The organism is Pseudomonas marginalis (assembly GCF_024169655.1).
Classification (GTDB): Bacteria; Pseudomonadota; Gammaproteobacteria; order Pseudomonadales; family Pseudomonadaceae; genus Aquipseudomonas; species Aquipseudomonas paraveronii.
In genome coordinates, this window is the sequence record NZ_JALJWV010000001.1 from 3,475,651 (window position 1) to 3,493,580 (window position 17,930).

A 17,930-nucleotide genomic window follows, 5' to 3' on the forward strand; every position below is an offset into this window, starting at 1 on the left:
TGATAATCAGGCAGTAAAAGCGTTGCGCGACAGCCAGGCCAGGTACGTCTGCACGTCCACCGGCCAGAGCGAGATCTTATTCGAAAAGTCTGCGGCGTCCTGGGCAAACAGCGCCCGCGAGGCTTCTTCGAACCCCGGCAGGTCACCGCCGATGGCGCTCATGAAACGATAGCTGGCCTCCTTGGCCTGGCGCATTTGATCACGGCAGGCATGGGCATTGCGCGCTTCATCCACCAACCGCCGCAACGCGGCCGACGCACCGCCACGCTGCTGACCCAACCACTCCCAGTGGCGCGGTAGCAAAGTGACTTCGCGGGCGACCACGCCCAGCTTGGGGCGCCCGACCGCAGGGGCTGCGGGCGGCTCATCCTGCGCCTCTGTGGGCGCGGGTAGCGCGGGTGCATAACCTACGGGCCAAGGGTAATCGACCTGGGTGCCGCTGGCATCGTCGAATACCAGAAAGCTGCCGGAGGGCAGGTCAAGGTCCGCCAACGCCTGGGCAACGTGGGCATAGGGACCGTCCACCACACGTTGGTGGTGAACGAAAGCGGTGCAACGAGGGGGGGTTTGCGAATCCATGCTTTTATACCCGGGTAGTATTTGTTTTACCCGGGTTATATTAGCCAGAAATGTTCAGACTGCAAACCTATTGTGCAGAAACCACCCACTGGTCATCCGGCGGCGCCAGGTCCGATCCCGGATCAAGCCTCCATCTGCGCCAGCGCAGCGTCCTGACCGACGATACGGCTGCCCAGCAGGGAAAGGTCAAGCGCATGCCCTACCCCACGGTTTTTTCGTGACCGCCATGGGGCAGTTGCCCCACAGGGCATTCGGCGACGCCCACGGTGCTGCGGGTGATGTTCTCGACGTTCGCCTGGGCCTTTTGCGCATCCAGCACCCAGGTGCGATAGAACTCGAACGGGCAGTCGGCCACGCCCTTGTCGCCATCGCCCGAGGCATGTACGCCGCTGTAGCCACGGTGCAGCAGCTTGAACAGATGGTTCTGCGACTGGTCGTTGGCGCGCGCATCGCGGATCTGTGACACCGACAATTGAGCGTACTGAATGCCCATCTCCTCTTCACCGCACTCGCCGAGCGTGCGCCCGTCAAAACCAATGATCGCCGAATGACCGAAGTACGAATACACGCCATCGAACCCAGCGGCGTTGGCCACCGCCACGTAGCAATTATTGGCCCAGGCCATGCTCTTGGACATCTGCACCTGCTGCTCCTTGGCCGGGTACATATAGCCCTGGCAGCGCACGATCAACTCGGCGCCCTTCATCGCGCAATCGCGCCAGATCTCCGGATAGTTGCCGTCATCGCAGATGATCAGGCTGATCTGCATGCCTTTGGGCCCATCGCAGACGTAGGTGCGGTCGCCCGGGTACCAGCCTTCGATGGGGCACCAGGGAATGCACTTGCGATAACGCTGCACGATCTCGCCGAGGTTATTGATCAGCACCAGGGTGTTATAGGGCACCTTGTGCGGATGTTCTTCATGGCGCTCCCCGGTCAGCGAAAACACGCCCCAGGTATTAGCCTGGCGACAGGCGGCCGAGAAGATCGCGGTTTCTTCACCGGGAATGCTCGCGGCGGTCGCCATCATTTCGTCGTGGTCGTACATGATGCCCATGGTGCTGTATTCCGGGAACACCACCAGGTCCATGCCCGGCAGGCCCTGCTTCATGCCGAGGATAATCTCGGCAATCTTCTTCGCGTTCTCGATGACCTCGGCCTTGCTGTGCAGGCGCGGCATCTTGTAGTTCACTACCGCGACACCGACGGTGTCCGGGCTGCTGGAAATATCGCCATGACGCATTGCAACGCTCCTGGTCTAGTGACTGATCATCCACGGCCGTGGCCCGGTTTTGGTCTTGAGGCCCAGCGGGTTGGCCTTGCTCGGTTCAACCTTTTTACTGGCGCCGCAGCAGCCGCAGCCGGCTGGATGTCGGCGGTTTTCCTGGTACTCGCCGAGCGTTTGCGGCGCGTGGGCGCTGCGCTCGTTGCCGGCGATGGCCTTGCGCTGGTTGGCCGACAGCGTTTGCAAGGCCGGGGCCGACACCCGCAACTGGCCCCCCGGTCCCGCGCAGTACGGGCACTGGCTGGGTTCGTTGCGCTGGGCGATCGGCCGCAACATCGTGAAGGTGCCGCACGCCTCGCAGGCGTATTCGTAGGTCGGCATGGCTACAGGTCCGGGGCGATGGGCAGGTCGACGCTGCCGTCGAGGAACCGGGTCGGGCCGTTGGCGTTGGGGTTGATATCGAACTCGAAGATTTCCGTAGGCAGCCACAAGGTTGCGCATGCATTCGGAATATCCACCACGCCGCTGATATGCCCCTGCACCGGTGCCGAGCCGAGCAACGCATAACCCTGGGCCGGTGAGTAGCCGAACTTGGTCAGGTAGTTGATCGCATTCAGGCACGCCTGGCGGTACGCGACGTTGACGTCCAGGTAATGCTGCTGGCCCTGTTCGTCTACCGAAATGCCCTCGAAGATCAGGTAATTCTTGTAGTTCGGGGTGATCGGGCTCGGCTTGAACACCGGGTTCTTGATCCCGTACTTGGCCATGCCGCCCTTGATCAGCTCGACCTTCATGTGCACCCAGCCGGCCATTTCGATGGCGCCGCAAAAGGTGATTTCGCCGTCGCCCTGGCTGAAGTGCAAGTCGCCCACCGACAGCCCGGCGCCGTTGACGTAGACCGGGAAGAAGATCTTCGAGCCGCGCGACAAGTCTTTGATATCGCAGTTACCGCCATGCTCACGCGGCGGCACGGTGCGCGCGCCCGTGGCGGCGGCATCGTCGCGGGCCTGGCCCTTGAGCTTGCCCATGTGCGCGGTGGCGGCCAGCGGCGCGTTGGCCAGCGGCGGTACACGGGTCGGGTTGGTGTCAATCAGTTCCTGTTCACGGCGGTTCCAGTCGGCGAGCATCACCGGGTCCGGCAGGCAGCCGATCAGGCCAGGGTGGATCAGCCCGGCGAAGTTCACTCCCGGAATGTGCCGCGAGCTGGTGAACATACCCTTGAAATCCCAGATCGCCTTTTGCGCACTGGGGAAGTGATCGGTGAGAAAGCCACCGCCGTTCTGCCGCGAGAAGAAGCCGTTGAAGCCCCACTGGGAGTCGGCCTTGGCGCCGATGTCGAGCAAGTCCACCACCAGCAAATCGCCAGGCTCAGCGCCGTGCACACCCACCGGGCCGGACAGGTAATGCACGGTGGACAGGTCCACATCGCGCACGTCGCTGGCGTCGTCGTTGTTCTTGATCGCGCCGGCGGTCCAGTCGTAGGTTTCGAGGATGAAGTCATCGCCCGGCTTGACCCAGCAGGCCATCGGGATGTCCGGGTGCCAACGGTTGTGGATCTGCTCGTTTTCGGTGACGGGTTGGTTGAGGTCGACTTTGATCAGCGTTTCGGTCATGGACTGGCTCCTGGACGGATGGCTTGTGGCGTTGAAAGCAGTCTCGGGGAGCGGGGTAAAACGGGGAATACGTTGGATGACGTATGGCTCTGCCAGAGAGTGAAACCCAAACAAGAATGTAGGAGCTGGCTTGCCAGCGAAGGTCGTTAACGATGACGCGCGGCGCCAGGATGAACGCGGCGCCTGGACGTTTTTCGCCGGCAAGCCGGCTCCTACAAGTGGGTTCGCAGCCCTGCGTTTCTGTAGGAGCTGGCTTGCCAGCGAAGGTCGTTAACGATGACGCGCGGCTCCAGGATGAACGCGGTGCCTGGACGTTTTTCGCCGGCAAGCCGGCTCCTACAAGTGAGTTCGCAGCCCTGCGTTTCTGTAGGAGCTGGCTTGCCAGCGAAGGTCGTTAACGATGACGCGCAGCGCCAGGATGAACGCGGTGCCTGGACGTTTTTCGCCGGCAACCCGGCTCCTACAAGTGGGTTCGCAGCCCTGCGTTTCTGTAGGAGCTGGCTTGCCAGCGAAGGTCGTTAACGATGACGCGCGGCGCCAGGATGAACGCGGTGCCTGGGCGTTTTTCGCCGGCAAGCCGGCTCCTACAGGTGGGTTCGCAGCCCTGCGTTTCTGTAGGAGCTGGCTTGCCAGCGAAGGTCGTTAACGATGACGCGCGGCGCCAGGATGAACGCGGTGCCTGGACGTTTTTCGCCGGCAAGCCGGCTCCTACAGGTGGGTTCGCAGCCCTGCGCTTCTGTAGGAGCTGGCTTGCCAGCGAAGGTCGTTAACGATGACGCGCGGCGCCAGGATGAACGCGGCGCCTGGACGTTTTTCGCCGGCAAGCCGGCTCCTACAATCGGTCGCGGCTAGACGGACAGGTAGCGGCTGATGGTCGCCTCGTCCACCCGATCCCGCGTCTCTTCGATCACGAAGCGGCCCTTTTCGATCACCAAAAAGCGGTCGGCGATTTCCAGGGTGAACGACAGCACCTGCTCCGAGACCACGATAGTCAGATCGCGCAGGTTGCGAATTTCCTTCAGCGTGCGTGCGATGTCCTTGATGATCGACGGCTGAATGCCCTCCGTCGGTTCATCCAGCAGCAGCACCTTGGGGTTGGTCGCCAGCGCCCGCGCAATCGCCAACTGTTGCTGTTGCCCGCCGGACAGGTTGCCGCCTTTGCGCGATTGCATGTCGTACAAAACCGGAAACAGCGCGTACAAATCCTCCGGCACCTTGCCCCGCGCCGACGCCGGCAGGCCGGTCTGGATATTTTCCAGCACCGTCATGCTCGGAAAAATCATGCGGCCCTGCGGGACATAGGCAATCCCGCGCTCGACCCGTTCATGGGTTTCCAGCGCCGACACGTCGTGCCCGTCCACACTGACCTGGCCTTTCCACTGCGGCAGGATGCCCATCAAGCTCTTGAACAACGTGGTCTTGCCCATGCCATTGCGGCCCATCACCGCGACGATCTCGCGCTTGGCCACGTTCAGGTCCAGGTCGTGGAGGATCTGGCTCTGCCCGTAGCCGCATGACAGCTGGTCGATCTTGAACATGCCGGACTCCTCAGTGGCCCAAATACACTTCGATAACTTTCGGATTGCTTTGCACCGACTCCATGCTGCCCTCGGCGAGCACCTTGCCCTGGTGCAGCACCGTGACTTTGTGCGCGATGCTTTTGACGAACTCCATGTCGTGCTCGATCACCAGCACCGAGCGGCCCTGGCTGATGCGCTTGAGCAGTTCCGCCGTTTGCGCGCGCTCGTTGACGCTCATACCGGCCACGGGCTCGTCGAGCATCAACAGCTCGGGGTCCTGCATCAGCAGCATGCCAATCTCCAGCCATTGCTTTTGCCCATGGGACAGCAAGTCCGCCTGTTGTTGCAGCAACTCGCCAAGGAAGATCTCCCGCGCCACCTCTTCCACCCGTGCGATCACCTGGGCATTGCGCTTGAAAAACAGCGCACCCCAGACCTTGCGACCGGCCGGATAGGACATTTCGAGGTTCTCGAACACCGTGAGGTTTTCGTAGATCGACGGGTTCTGGAACTTGCGCCCGACGCCCGCGCGCACGATGTTGTACTCGCGCATTTTGGTCAGCTCCTGACCGTCGAACTGGATGCTGCCGCTGGTGGCGCGGGTCTTGCCGCAGATCAGGTCGAGCACTGTGGTCTTGCCGGCACCGTTGGGGCCGATGACCACGCGCACTTCGTTGCGGTCGATATACAGATTGAGGTTGTCGACCGCCTTGAAGCCGTCGAATGACACGGTCAGGCCCTCGATGGCCAAGACCGGTTTGTTCATTTCAAAGCCGACGGCGGTCATGGTTGGGTCTCCAGGATTTTGCTTTCCGTCTTGGGCTTGACCACCGGCGCCACGGCTTTCACCGGTGGTTGACGGCGCAGCAGACGGGCCAATGCCTGCCGACCATGGCTGTCCCACAAGCCGGCCAGGCCATTGGGGAAGTACATGACCACGGCGATGAACAGCCCGCCCATCAGGTACAGCCACAGCTCGGGAAAGGACTCGGAAAAGTAGGTCTTGCCATAGTTCACCAACAGCGCGCCATACACCGCGCCGAGCAGCGACATGCGCCCGCCCACGGCGGCAAAGATCACCATCTCGATCGACGGCACGATGCCGACGAACGACGGCGACATAAAGCCCACCTGCAAGGCGAACATCGCCCCGCCAATCGCCGAAAACGCCGCAGCCACGCAGAACACGAAGATCTTGAAGCTGGCCACGTCATACCCGGAAAAGCGCACGCGCTCTTCCTTGTCGCGCATGGCCATCAGCAGGCGGCCGAGTTTGGACGCGAGAATGAAGCGGCCGATAAAGATGCAGCCAAACAGCAAGCCGGCGTTGATGAAGTACAGGATCAGCTTCGCGCTGTCGGTGCGCAGGTCCCAACCGAGCAAGGTCTTGAGGTCGGTGATGCCGTTGACGCCGCCGGTCAGCCCTTGCTGGCCGACGATCAGCACTGTGAGGATCAGCGCAATCGCCTGGGTCACGATGGAGAAATACACATCGCCCACGCGCCGTTTAAACAGCGCCATGCCGATGATAAACGCCAGCAGCACCGGCACGGCGACCACCGCAACGACGGTAAAGCCAAAGCTATGGAACGGCTGCCACAGCCAGGGCAACTCGGTGATCTGGTTCCAATCCATGAAGTCCGGGATGCCCGGCGTGGACTGGATCTTGGTGCTTTGCGGGTCGGACGCCTCCAGCTTGAGGAACATCGCCATGCAGTAGCCGCCCACCCCAAAGAACACACCCTGCCCCAGGCTGAGAATACCGCCATAGCCCCAGCACAACACCAGCCCCACCGCGACAAACGCGTAGGTCAGGTACTTGCCGACCATGTTCAGCCGGAACGCATCCAACGTCAGGGGGAACACCACAAGAATCAGCAGCGCCAGCAGCACGATGCCGATCAGGTTTTGCTGGCCGCCCAGCAGCTTGTCTAAAGCCTTCATCTGCTCGCCTCTACTTGCGCACTTTGATGGAGAACAACCCTTGCGGGCGCAGCATCAGGATCAGAATCACCGAAGACAAGGTGAGTACCTTGGCCATCGAGCCACTGAGGAAAAACTCCGACAGCGATTGCGTCTGGGCGATCACGAACGCCGAGGCGATGGTGCCGAACAGGCTTTGCGCGCCGCCGAACACCACGACCAGAAAGGTGTCGACGATGTACTGCGAGCCCGCCGTCGGCCCGGTGGAACCGATGGTGGTGAACGCCGCACCGGCCACCCCGGCGACGCCGCAACCGAGGGCGAAGGTCATGCGGTCGACCTTGCGCGTATTGATCCCGACCGCGCGGCTCATCAGGCGGTTCTGCACCGTGGCGCGCACCTGCAGGCCCCAACGCGAGCGGTACAGCATCAGAAAGATCGCCGCCGTCAGCAGCACGGTCAGCGCCATCATGAACAGGCCGTTGCGCGGGATTTCAATCGCATCGGTGAAGTTCACCGAGCCCATCAACCAGGCCGGTGGCTCGGCGCTGACTTCGCGGGCGCCGAACACCGAACGGAAGGTTTGCTGCATGACCAAAGACAGGCCCCAGGTCGCCAGCAACGTGTCCAGCGGCCGCTTGTACAAGCGACTGATCATCGCCCACTCAACCAACCAGCCGACGGCGCCGGCAACGAGGAACGACAGGGCGATGGCGAAGAAGAAGTAATAGGGTTGAAAGCTCGGCGCAAAGTGCGCGGTGAGGCTGGAACACACATAAGTGGTGTAGGCGCCGATGGTCAGGAATTCTCCGTGGGCCATGTTGATCACGCCCATCTGGCCGAAGATGATTGCCAGTCCCAACGCCATCAGCAACAGCACGCAGAACACGGACAAGCCGTTGAACCCCTGCATCGCCGCGATGGCTCCAAATTCCGATAGCCATTCCATGATGATGGTCTCCTGAGAGCGGGAGGTGATAGTTGGAATGCGATGTGCTTTTGCTCTATGTGGGAGGGGGCTTGCCCCCGATAGCGGTGGTTCAGTTATAGAAATGTCGACTGACACTCCGCCATCGGGGGCAAGCCCCCTCCCACATTTGAATCGGTGTGCCTGAGGGTTATTGGTAACCCTTTGGAAACGGATTCGGTTCGATCAGATCCGACTCGTAGATCACCTTGAACTGGCCGTTGGGCTGCACTTCACCGATGCGCGACTTGCTCCACAGGTGGTGGTTCTCGTGAATCTTCACGTAGCCTTCCGGCGCGGTTTTCAGCTCGATGCCCGGGGAGGCGGCGACGACTTTATCCACGTCGAAACTGCCGGCCTTCTCCACCGCCGCTTTCCACAGCCACGGGCCGAGGTAGGCCGCCTGGGTCACGTCGCCGATCACTGCGTCCTTGCCGTACTTGGCCTTGAAGGCTTCGACGAAGGCTTTGTTGTTCGGGTTGTCCAGGCTCTGGAAGTACTTCATCGAGGCATAGAAGCCGGCCATGTTTTCGCCGCCGATGCCGAGCAACTCGTCTTCGGTGACCGACAGGGTCAGCAGGGTTTGCTTGGACGCGTTCACGCCCGCCGCGTTGAGTTGTTTGTAGAACGCCACGTTGGAACCGCCCACCACCGCGGCGAACACTACGTCAGGCTTTTTCAGCTTGACCTTGTTGATCAGCGAGCCGAACTGGGTGTTGCCCAGTGGGTAGTAGTCTTCGCCGACCACGGTGCCGTGCAGTACGTTTTCAATGTGCTTGCGCGCGATCTTCATCGACGTGCGCGGCCAGATGTAATCGGAGCCGACCAGGTAGAAGGTCTTGGCGCCTTTGGTCTTGGCGATCCAGTCCAGGCTGGCAAGGATCTGCTGGGTGGCTTCCTGCCCGGTGTAGATCACGTTTTTCGACTGTTCCAGGCCTTCGTAGAAGGTCGGGTAGTAGAGCAGGCCGTTTTCTTTCTCGAAGATCGGCAGCACGGCTTTACGCGAAGCCGAGGTCCAGCACCCGAACACGGCGGCGACTTTGTCGTTGACCAGCAGCTTCTTGGCCTTTTCCGCGAAGGTTGGCCAGTCGGAGGCGCCGTCCTCCTGGATCACTTTGATCTGGCGTCCCAGAATCCCGCCCGAAGCGTTGATTTGCTCGATAGCCAGGCGTTCGGCCTGGATCGAGCCGGTCTCGGAAATCGCCATGGTGCCGGTGGCCGAGTGCAACTGGCCGACGGTGACTTCGGTGGGCGTCACGGCCAAGCCTTCGTTATCGGCCAGCACGCCCTGGCTGAACAGGCTGGCCGCCAGCAGCGACAGAGCCAACAGCGGTGTGGAGCGGATCAATCGTGGTTCCATGGGGCGACTCCTGTGCAATGAGGGCTCCAGCATGGCGGCGGCAGGCCAGCGCGGGTATACGCAGCCTGACGTAACGCAGTACGTCATTTGACGTATGCCGTTGCGCACCAATGCAGGGCAGGATCGCGCTCCCCTCGCCACTGCGATCCCATGTGGGAGGGAGCTTGCTCCCGATGGCGGTGGGTCAGTTGCTCATCCGTTGACTGACACACCGCCATCGGGAGCAAGCGCCCTCCCACATTTGGATCTCAGCGCAGTCGAGGGCATGGAACTTGCTCACTCCCTTCGTCCACCCTGCGGAGCCTCACCACCGTGCAATCCCCACCCGGCACCCAGCGCATCGTCAAGATCCGCCGCGACTACAACTCCTGGGTCGCCGACGAGACCATGGAGGACTACGCCCTGCGCTACACCCCAAAATCCTTTCGCAAATGGTCGGAGCTGCGCATCGCCAACACGGCCCTGGGCGCGGTGTCGTTCCTGGCGCTGGAGGCGATTGGCGGCGTGTTGGCGCTGAGTTACGGCTTCACCAATACCTTTTGGGCGATCCTGGCCATCAGCCTGGTGATCTTCCTTACCGGTCTGCCCATCAGCTATTACGCCGCCCGCTATGGCGTGGACATGGACTTGCTGACCCGTGGCGCCGGTTTTGGCTATATCGGCTCGACCATCACGTCGCTGATCTACGCCAGCTTCACCTTCCTGTTCTTCGCCCTGGAAGCGGCGATCATGGCGTTGGCGCTGGAGTTGTATTTCCATATCCCGCTGGCCTTTGCCTATGTGATCTGCTCGCTGCTGGTGATTCCGCTGGTGGCCTACGGCGTCACGCTGATCAGTCGCCTGCAACTGTGGACCCAACCGCTGTGGCTGCTGTTGCTGGTGCTGCCCTACGCCTTCGTGTGGTGGAAAAACCCTGACGCCTTCAGCGACTGGACCAGCTTTGTCGGACGCAGCGGCGACGGCGGCGGCTTCAACCTGCTGGCGTTCTGCGCCGCCTGTACCGTGGCGCTGTCACTGGTGACGCAGATCGGCGAGCAAGTGGACTACCTGCGCTTTCTCCCGGAAAAAACCGCCGCCAACCGCAAGCGCTGGTGGGCCGCCCTGCTCTGCTCCGGCCCGGGCTGGATTATCCCCGGCGCGTTGAAGATGTTTGGCGGCGCGTTCCTGGCGTTCCTTGCCCTGCAACATGAAATCCCCATGGAGCGCGCCGCCGAACCGACCCAGATGTACCTGGTCGCCTTCCGTTATGTGTTCAGCTCGCCGGAATGGGCCATCGGCGCCATGGTGCTGTTTGTGTTCATCTCACAGATGAAAATCAACCTGACCAACGCCTATGCCGGTTCCCTGGCCTGGTCGAACTTCTTTGCCCGCGTCACCCACAGCCACCCCGGGCGCGTGGTGTGGCTGGTATTCAACGTGGCCATTGCGTTGATGCTGATGGAACTGGGCGTGTTCGATGTGATCGACCAGGTGCTGGGGCTGTACGCCAATATTGCGATTGCCTGGATTGGCACGTTGGTCGCCGACCTGGTGATCAACAAGCCCCTGGGCCTGTCACCCAAACACATCGAGTTCAAACGCGCGCACCTCTACGACATCAATCCGGTGGGCGTCGGCTCGATGCTGATTGCGTCGTTGCTGTCGATCCTCGCCCACTTCGGCCTGTTTGGCGCCCTGGCCCAGGCTGCGCCGCCCTTTGTCGCGCTCGGCACAGCGCTGGTGATGGCGCCGCTGTTGGCCTGGCTGACCCAGGGCAAGTACTACATTGCGCGCACCAGCGACGCTCAATTGATTCACCCGGTGGCACCGGCCACCCATGCGGTCTGCGGGCTGTGCAGCAACCCGTTCGAGACAGCGGACATGGCGTTCTGCCCGGCCTACAGCACGCCCATTTGCTCGTTGTGTTGTTCGTTGGATGCGCGCTGCGGCGACCGCTGCAAACCCCATGCGCGACTGGTCAGCCAGTTCGAAGGCGTACTGCGCCGGTTGCTCCCCAACAGCCTGATGCCGCGCCTGCATACGCGGCTGGCCCATTACCTGGGGCTGTTACTGGTCCTGGTGCTGCTGCTCGCCGGCGCGCTGGCCTTGATCTACGTGCAGGCGGCCCAGGGTTTGCCGCATTCGCAAACCCTGTACCAAGCGTTCTTCAAAGCCTTCCTCACCCTCTCGGTACTGGCCGCCGTGCTCGCCTGGTGGGTGGTGCTGACGCGTGAAAGCCGCCGCGTGGCCCAGCAAGAATCCGACCGCCAGACCCTGCTGTTGATGCAGGAAATCGACGCCCACAGTCTCACCGACCAGGCCCTGCAACAGGCCAAGGAAGCCTCCGAAGCTGCCAACGCCGCCAAGAGCCGCTACGTCACTGGGCTGTCCCATGAACTGCGCACACCGCTGAACAGCATCCTCGGTTTCACCCAGATTCTGCAGCGCGACAGCGCCATGCCCGAGCAGCACCAGGACGCGCTGGCGACCATCCTGCGCAGCGGCTCGCACCTGCTGTCACTGATCGACGGCCTGCTCGACGTGGCCAAGATCGAGGCCGGCAAGTTGCGCCTGGAACTCACCGAAATCCCCTTCCCCGAACTGATCCACGACCTGGAGCAGATGTTCACGCCCCAGGCCCAGGACAAGGGCCTGCGCTTTCGCCTGGACTGTGTCGGCAAGATCCCCGCGGTGGTGCGCGGTGATGAAAAACGCGTGCGCCAGATCCTGATCAACCTGCTCGGCAATGCGGTGAACTTCACCGACAGCGGCGAGGTGTGCCTGCGGGTCAGCTACATGCGCGAGACCGCCAACTTTGAAATCATCGACACTGGCATCGGCATCGACCCCGGGCAGATCGAGCGAATCTTCCAGCCGTTCGAACGCGGTGACCTGATGCGCCAGGACAAGGGCGTCGGCCTGGGGCTGACCATCACGCGCATGCTCACCGCGCTGATGGGCGGCGAGTTGCGCGTCACCAGCGAGCTGGACAAGGGCACCTGCTTCCAGGTGCGCTTGTTCCTGTCCCAGGTGCGCGCACCGCAGGCGGTGGTGCATGTGGAACACGACATCATCGGCTACCAGGGCGCACGCCGACGCATTCTGGTGGTGGACGACCATGTGGACCACCGCAAGGTGCTCAGCGGCATGCTCACGCCGTTGGGCTTTGAGGTGATCCAGGCGAGTAATGGCCAGGATGCGATTCGCCAGGTCGCGCTGCTGGCGCCGGACCTGATCCTGATGGACCTGTCGATGCCGACCCTGGATGGCCTGGAAACCAGCCGGTTGATCCGGCGCAATGCGCTGTCCACCGCGCCGATCATCGTGATCTCGGCCAACGCCTTTACCGACGACCGCGAACGCAGCATCGCCGCCGCCTGCAACGACTACCTGGCCAAGCCGGTGCGTACCCCGGAACTGCTCGGGCGCCTGCAACAACACCTCGGCCTGCAATGGCTGCGGCGTACCAAAACCTTCGTCGCGCCACCACCGCTCAGCGTGCTGCCGAGCGCCGATGACCTCGCCGCGCTCGCCGAACTCAGCGCGATCGGCTATGTGCGGGGCCTGCACGAAAAACTCGACACGATCCTCGAACACCGCCCGGACGCCGCACCGTTCATCAGCAAAGTGCGCGGGTTGCTCAAGGGTTTCCGCCTGGATGAACTCAACCGAACCCTCAAGGAGGCCGAAGATGAATGTACTCACTCGTAGCACCGAACCCGGCGTGGTACTGATCGTCGACGATACCCCGGACAACCTGGCCATGCTCTCCGACGCCCTCGACGATGCCGGCTACATGGTGCTGGTGGCGCTCGACGGGCTCAGCGCGCTGAACCGCGTGCAACGCCGGCGCCCGGACCTGATCCTGCTGGACGCGATGATGCCGGGCCTGGACGGTTTCGAAACCTGCCGCCGGCTCAAGGCGCTACCGGCCAGCGCGGACATCCCGGTGGTGTTCATGACCGGGCTGACCGACAGCAAGCATGTGGTGCAGGGCTTCGAGGTGGGCGGCAGCGACTATGTGACCAAACCGATCCAGACCGATGAAGTCTTGGCGCGGGTGGCGGCGCATTTGCGCACCTCGCGCATCCTGCTGTCAGCGCGGGCGGCGACGCAGCCGAGTGTGTTGACCCTGGAGGATGAACCGGCGCACAAGCTGTTGTCGGCGCGGTTTCAGTTGACCGAGCGTGAGGTCGAGGTGCTGCGCTGGGTCGCGTGCGGCAAGACCAATCGGGACATCGGCGATATCTTGGGGTTGAGCCCGCGGACGGTGAACAAGCACCTGGAACATGTGTACGTGAAGTTGGGGGTGGAGACGCGCACGGCGGCAACGTCGGTGGCATTGGCCGCAATGAGCCCAAGCCGGGCGCCCATGCTGGCGACGCCTTAATGTGGGGGCTGGCCAGCGCCCCCATTGGATTGTCGTTGTGTATGCGCGTCAGCCGGTTCGGCATCATCCTCAATGAGTTTTTCCACCTGACCAAAACAACGGCACATCACCGTCACCAACTCCGGATCAAAATGCACGCCCGACTGTTCAAGAATATAGGCCTGTGCCCGTTCAGGGCTCCAGGCACGCTTATAGGGCCGCTCCATACGTAACGCATCATAGACATCACACAGCGCAACAATCCGTGCCGAAAGCGGAATGTCCTTACCGGCAAGCCCTTGCGGATAGCCGCTGCCGTCCCATTTTTCATGGTGACCATAGGCAATGTCCGCGGCCATCTCGGTCAGCGCCGTGGAGTGAGCATCCTGCAGGATTGCATGCCCTATGCTCGGATGATCCATCATCTGCTGGCGTTCCTGCGCGGTTAATGGGCCTTCCTTATGCAAGATCCGATCAGGAATGCCGATTTTCCCCAAGTCATGCATCGGCGCCGCCAATCGAATAAGGTCGCACCACGGCTGCGGCATACCGATTGCCTCGGCCATCACGGCTGAGGTTTCGCCAATGCGTAATACATGGGCGCCCGTTTCATCATCGCGGTAGCAGGCAGCGCGACTCAATGCCCTGATCATTGCGCGATAGCTGTCCTGCAGCTGAACGGTGCGCTCAAGCACTCTTTGCTCCAGCTCACCGTTCAGGTCTTGCAGTTGGCGGGTGGCATGGGACAAGCGCAGGGCGTTGCGTATGCGCAATAGCAGCTCGGGCAAATCCAACGGCTTGGTCAGATAATCATTGGCCCCCAGTTCAAGGCCGAGACGGCGGCTCTGCGGCTCGCTCAATGCCGTCAAGATAATCACGGGAGACCTTGAGCGATCGCGCCCGCTGAGTTGGCGCAGAATCTCGAACCCATCGGGCGCGGGCATATCCAGATCCAATAGCAGCAAATCCCAGGGTTGCTCCTTGAGCCAAACCAGACCGCTGGCCGAGTCGGTAAAACTTACAACTTGGTGCAAACCGAAGGCTTTCAAGCTTGACTCCAGCAAGCGCAGGTTCGCAGCAACATCATCGATAATCACGATTCGGACATCTGCGGGAATATCACTAAACATTCGGTCTCTCCACTTGCATCATCGCGCGTATGAGTTCGCGTAGTTCATTGGGCTCCAGCGGTTGTTTTAGCACTGCTTGAAATTCGCACCCCAGCGTCGCGAGCATGCGTGGCGATGTACTCAGCAGAATAAAGGGGATTTGGTCTCCACCGGGCAAACGTCGTAACCGAGACAACGCGTCGATCACGTCATTTCCGAGTAAGTCGCAGTCAATCAGCATAACGTCCGGCGCCGTGTCGCGCCGGACATGCTCCAGACATTCCGAAAGCGTTCCGTGGCTCAACTGCACCATGCCCTTCAACGTGTCTTCAAGACAGCGCAGCGTCTCGCCGTCCTGCCCCACGAAGCACAACGACAGCAAACGCTTGCGCACCTTGGGTGCCGCAGTGCCTTGGGGCAGATCGACCCAAAAGCGACTGCCGACGCCGGTTTCGCTGATGAGCCCCATGCTGCCGTGCATCAACGTGGCGAGCTCTCGGCACAACGCAAGGCCGATACCGGTGCCTTGGATCGCGGTGTTTTCCTGGCCCAAACGCTGGAAGGGCTCGAACAGCGCGCCCTGCAAGGCCGGGGAAATACCGGCGCCGCCATCTTCGACAAACACCCTCACGCGTCCATTGCCATGGAGTTCAGCCCCCATGAACAAACGACCGTGAGGGCGGTTGTACTTGATGGCATTGGACAGCAGATTCAGCAGGATCTGGCGCAGACGCCTCGCATCGGCCAGAACACTCAGCGCCGGGATCGTCGACTGCAACTCAAGATCAAGACCCGCAGCCTTGGCCTGGGAACGGACCATTTCGGCACATTCGCGCATCAGTCCGTTGACCTCCAGGACACGCATCTGCAAGCGAGGCGCCTCCGCCTGCAGGCTCGACCAATCGAGCAAATCGTCGACCAGGTGGGCCAGGTGCTGGCTGGCGCCCAGGATCTCATCAAGGGATTTGGCCTCCTCCTGCCCATCGGCTACGTTCAGGCGCAATAGCTGGGCAAATCCATGAATCGAATTCAGCGGTGTGCGTAATTCGTGGCTCATGCTGGAGATAAAACGCGACTTCGCCTTGCTCGCCCCTTGCGCTTCAAGGGTGCGTCGGCGCAGATCCTCTTCAACCTGTTTAAGCGTATCGATATCGACGAACGTACCTGCGGACAAACGCATGCGCGTGTCGGCGGACTCGATCAGGCGGCCACGACACAAAAACCAGATCGGCGAGCCATCGGGCCGCAATAAACGTAACTCCAGGTCGATCACCGACGCCGTGCCTGACCGCAACGCGCTAAGTGCCTGATCAAGGGCCTGCACATCCTCGGCGTCGACGTAATCGTAAAACCGGACACGCTCCAGTTGAGACGCCGGTACGCCGAAACGCTTGCAGAACGCTTCGCTCAACGACAGGCAGTCAGTATCCAGGCGGTATTCCCAGAGCCCGGCGGTGACGCTTTCAACGACCAGATTGAGGCGATTCTGAGCGGCGTTGCGCCGTGCTTCACTGGATGACAGTTGAGCGCCCATTGAAAGCACGTTGCCTGCCATCTCATCCAGCTCACAAATGGTCGATCGTGCGCGCTGCGGGAGCCACTGGCCGTTACCAATTTGCTGCAGCATCTCTCTGATATCGTGGATCGGCCGCCGCAGGCTATGGCTCAATTTACGCGCACGAATCCACATGTAACTGAAGAACGCGAGGTAAAACATCACCAGGCCGGCAATCATCAAATAGCCGATGTTGCGGTAATGACGTGCCAGGCTGTTCGTGGCCGCCATGACGTCCTCTTCATCAGCGACCGCCAGCAATCGCCAACCCGCGGGTTGTACTTCGGCCCACGCGACAAAGTGTGCGCGCCCGTTGAGTACGACTTCGGCGTTGCCACGGCTATGCAGGGCGACAGCGGCGAGCAACTCCCGGGGGGTCACTGCGTCGGTTAAATCTTGACCCGTAGGGTTGACCGCACCTTCATTCGCGGCATTCGATCGCGAACGACCCCAGTCGCCTTTATCAAAATCATGTTCGGCTTCGGGCGGTAACACCATGATCTTCATATCCGCGCCGACGAGCATCAAGTACCCGCCCCACGGCACCTTAAGCGTGGAAATTTCTTTGAGCAGGTCGCCCACGGTGATATCCAGCCCGACCACGCCTTCGAGAAAGTTGTGCTCATAAACCGGCGCGATCGCAGACATCATCAAGCCATGACCCGCCGGATCGAGGTACACATCAGTCCAGCGAACCCCGCGCTGCGGGTTATGTTCGGCATCGGCCAGATAATAAAAGTTATAACTGGGTATCTGCATATCATGCGGATATTGTTCATCCGCACGAATCCACGGATAAATCCGGTTGTAACTATCCCATGCATTGAAATAAATACTGGCCACCATCGACTCATGATCGTTTATCGCACGCATCAATGGGTCGAGACTGGATAACTTCTGCACTTTACTCAGGTTTTGTTGCGCGACAGGTGTGACCGCCGAATAGAAAGACGCCGCTCCTCCCAGGTCTTGTCCACTGAACAGAGCCCCATCAACCGAGGTACTTAATGTTTCACTCAAGGGTGTTGAAGCGGCACGAAGTGCGTTAGCCGTCATATCCGCAAATATCTGAGTAACATCGGCGATATGGGTTAATTGATCCTGAATGATTCTAGCGTGCTGGTCGGCAGTTGCGCCGAGGCTTTCAATTGCACTGTGTTCCAAGTAATCAATTTGGGATTCACGGATCGCCTGATTGGTCAGCAAGTAACAAGCAATCAGAATCGTCTCCACCAAGACCAACGGGATTAATGCACTGTGCATAAATGCCCGCCAAATCCACTGACGCAAGCCTATTTGAGAAGAGCCTTCATTCACTACGAGCACTCCTGCAAATGGCATCAGCCTGTTATTTGAATGGTGGCAATACGATGTTAAAAAACGATAGCTCATCCGGTGAAGCGTTTCCATGCTTTTTATGTGGGAAATTTTCAAGATGACGTTTGCCGTAGCGCAAACCCTTGTTGTAGAGCGCTGAAAGACTGCCCGACGGGCATATCCGACTAAAGTTTGTGGAAAATAACTTGCCAAAATATGCGAGCCGGCAGGCTCACCTGGGTTTTGGTCAGGCCTGGAAGCGGTGCCAGGCCTTGCTTTCCGCACGTTCCGCTTCAATGGACGCTGAGCGCCAGCAGGTTGGTCGGCGGGGCGTCATCGCCTGGCATACGCTTGCCCGTGCCTACATAATGCCTGCACGATTACTCGCCGCCCGCCCCCTCGATCGATATATGA

13 protein-coding genes are annotated in these 17,930 nt (G+C 60.8%); 2 read left to right on the forward strand and 11 right to left on the reverse strand.

Annotated elements, in window-relative coordinates; all coding sequences use genetic code 11:
* Positions 1-6: 6 nt before the first annotated feature.
* From J2Y83_RS15665 to urtA, 9 genes are all read right to left on the reverse strand, one after another.
* Entirely contained in the window at positions 7-579 is a 573-nt protein-coding gene (locus J2Y83_RS15665; protein WP_253396514.1) for a DUF2239 family protein, read from the reverse strand.
* Positions 580-778: 199 nt separating this feature from the next.
* Positions 779-1,822, reverse strand: a complete 1,044-nt coding sequence (locus J2Y83_RS15670; protein WP_253396516.1) for an aliphatic amidase — start codon at positions 1,820-1,822, stop codon at positions 779-781.
* A 15-nt stretch (positions 1,823-1,837) separates the two neighbouring features.
* Positions 1,838-2,185: an FmdB family zinc ribbon protein gene (locus J2Y83_RS15675; protein WP_253396519.1), complete on the reverse strand. Its 348-nt coding sequence runs from the start codon at positions 2,183-2,185 to the stop codon at positions 1,838-1,840.
* 2 nt (positions 2,186-2,187) lie between these two features.
* Positions 2,188-3,417 carry a formamidase gene (gene fmdA / locus J2Y83_RS15680; RefSeq protein WP_253396521.1) on the reverse strand — a complete coding sequence of 410 codons (1,230 nt, stop codon included), beginning with the start codon at positions 3,415-3,417 and terminating at the stop codon, positions 2,188-2,190.
* An 848-nt stretch (positions 3,418-4,265) separates the two neighbouring features.
* Complete coding sequence (urtE, locus tag J2Y83_RS15685) at positions 4,266-4,955, reverse strand: urea ABC transporter ATP-binding subunit UrtE (RefSeq protein ID WP_046383753.1); 690 nt, start codon at positions 4,953-4,955, stop codon at positions 4,266-4,268.
* A 10-nt stretch (positions 4,956-4,965) separates the two neighbouring features.
* Positions 4,966-5,724: an urea ABC transporter ATP-binding protein UrtD gene (gene urtD, locus J2Y83_RS15690; RefSeq protein ID WP_247399797.1), complete on the reverse strand. Its 759-nt coding sequence runs from the start codon at positions 5,722-5,724 to the stop codon at positions 4,966-4,968.
* Positions 5,721-6,881, reverse strand: coding sequence for an urea ABC transporter permease subunit UrtC (gene urtC / locus J2Y83_RS15695; protein WP_247399794.1), 1,161 nt, complete (start codon positions 6,879-6,881; stop codon positions 5,721-5,723). The genes urtD and urtC overlap by 4 nt, the downstream gene beginning before the upstream one ends.
* A gap of 10 nt (positions 6,882-6,891) precedes the next feature.
* The gene (gene urtB, locus J2Y83_RS15700) at positions 6,892-7,809 is read right to left on the reverse strand and encodes an urea ABC transporter permease subunit UrtB (protein ID WP_010564283.1); all 918 of its coding nucleotides are present in this window, start codon (positions 7,807-7,809) and stop codon (positions 6,892-6,894) included.
* A 169-nt stretch (positions 7,810-7,978) separates the two neighbouring features.
* Positions 7,979-9,187, reverse strand: a complete 1,209-nt coding sequence (gene urtA, locus J2Y83_RS15705; RefSeq protein WP_253396523.1) for an urea ABC transporter substrate-binding protein — start codon at positions 9,185-9,187, stop codon at positions 7,979-7,981.
* A 312-nt stretch (positions 9,188-9,499) separates the two neighbouring features.
* Here urtA and J2Y83_RS15710 point away from each other — a divergent pair, with 312 nt between their 5' ends.
* Together J2Y83_RS15710 and J2Y83_RS15715 are read left to right on the forward strand one after the other, a co-directional pair.
* Positions 9,500-12,877 carry an ATP-binding protein gene (locus J2Y83_RS15710; RefSeq protein WP_253396525.1) on the forward strand — a complete coding sequence of 1,126 codons (3,378 nt, stop codon included), beginning with the start codon at positions 9,500-9,502 and terminating at the stop codon, positions 12,875-12,877.
* On the forward strand, positions 12,858-13,556 hold the full coding sequence (locus J2Y83_RS15715; RefSeq protein ID WP_253396527.1) for a response regulator: 699 nt from the start codon (positions 12,858-12,860) through the stop codon (positions 13,554-13,556). The genes J2Y83_RS15710 and J2Y83_RS15715 overlap by 20 nt, the downstream gene beginning before the upstream one ends.
* Here the strand turns inward: J2Y83_RS15715 and J2Y83_RS15720 are convergent.
* Together J2Y83_RS15720 and J2Y83_RS15725 are read right to left on the reverse strand one after the other, a co-directional pair.
* A complete protein-coding gene (locus J2Y83_RS15720) occupies positions 13,553-14,665 on the reverse strand; it encodes an HD domain-containing phosphohydrolase (protein ID WP_253396529.1) in 1,113 nt (370 codons plus the stop codon). The two genes, J2Y83_RS15715 and J2Y83_RS15720, sit on opposite strands and share 4 nt — an antisense overlap.
* Complete coding sequence (locus tag J2Y83_RS15725) at positions 14,658-17,633, reverse strand: ATP-binding protein (protein WP_367399736.1); 2,976 nt, start codon at positions 17,631-17,633, stop codon at positions 14,658-14,660. Before J2Y83_RS15725 ends, J2Y83_RS15720 begins: the two co-directional genes overlap by 8 nt.
* Positions 17,634-17,930 lie beyond the last annotated feature (297 nt).

Bases quoted from the DNA above. Each gene is read 5' to 3' on its own strand.
- urtA (WP_253396523.1), bottom strand. From the start codon at position 9,187: ATGGAACCACGATTGATCCGCTCCACACCGCTGTTGGCTCTGTCGCTG.
- urtE (WP_046383753.1), bottom strand. From the start codon at position 4,955: ATGTTCAAGATCGACCAGCTGTCATGCGGCTACGGGCAGAGCCAGATC.
- J2Y83_RS15715 (WP_253396527.1), top strand. From the start codon at position 12,858: ATGAATGTACTCACTCGTAGCACCGAACCCGGCGTGGTACTGATCGTC.
- urtD (WP_247399797.1), bottom strand. From the start codon at position 5,724: ATGACCGCCGTCGGCTTTGAAATGAACAAACCGGTCTTGGCCATCGAG.
- J2Y83_RS15670 (WP_253396516.1), bottom strand. From the start codon at position 1,822: ATGCGTCATGGCGATATTTCCAGCAGCCCGGACACCGTCGGTGTCGCG.
- J2Y83_RS15720 (WP_253396529.1), bottom strand. From the start codon at position 14,665: ATGTTTAGTGATATTCCCGCAGATGTCCGAATCGTGATTATCGATGAT.
- urtC (WP_247399794.1), bottom strand. From the start codon at position 6,881: ATGAAGGCTTTAGACAAGCTGCTGGGCGGCCAGCAAAACCTGATCGGC.
- J2Y83_RS15665 (WP_253396514.1), bottom strand. From the start codon at position 579: ATGGATTCGCAAACCCCCCCTCGTTGCACCGCTTTCGTTCACCACCAA.
- urtB (WP_010564283.1), bottom strand. From the start codon at position 7,809: ATGGAATGGCTATCGGAATTTGGAGCCATCGCGGCGATGCAGGGGTTC.
- fmdA (WP_253396521.1), bottom strand. From the start codon at position 3,417: ATGACCGAAACGCTGATCAAAGTCGACCTCAACCAACCCGTCACCGAA.
- J2Y83_RS15675 (WP_253396519.1), bottom strand. From the start codon at position 2,185: ATGCCGACCTACGAATACGCCTGCGAGGCGTGCGGCACCTTCACGATG.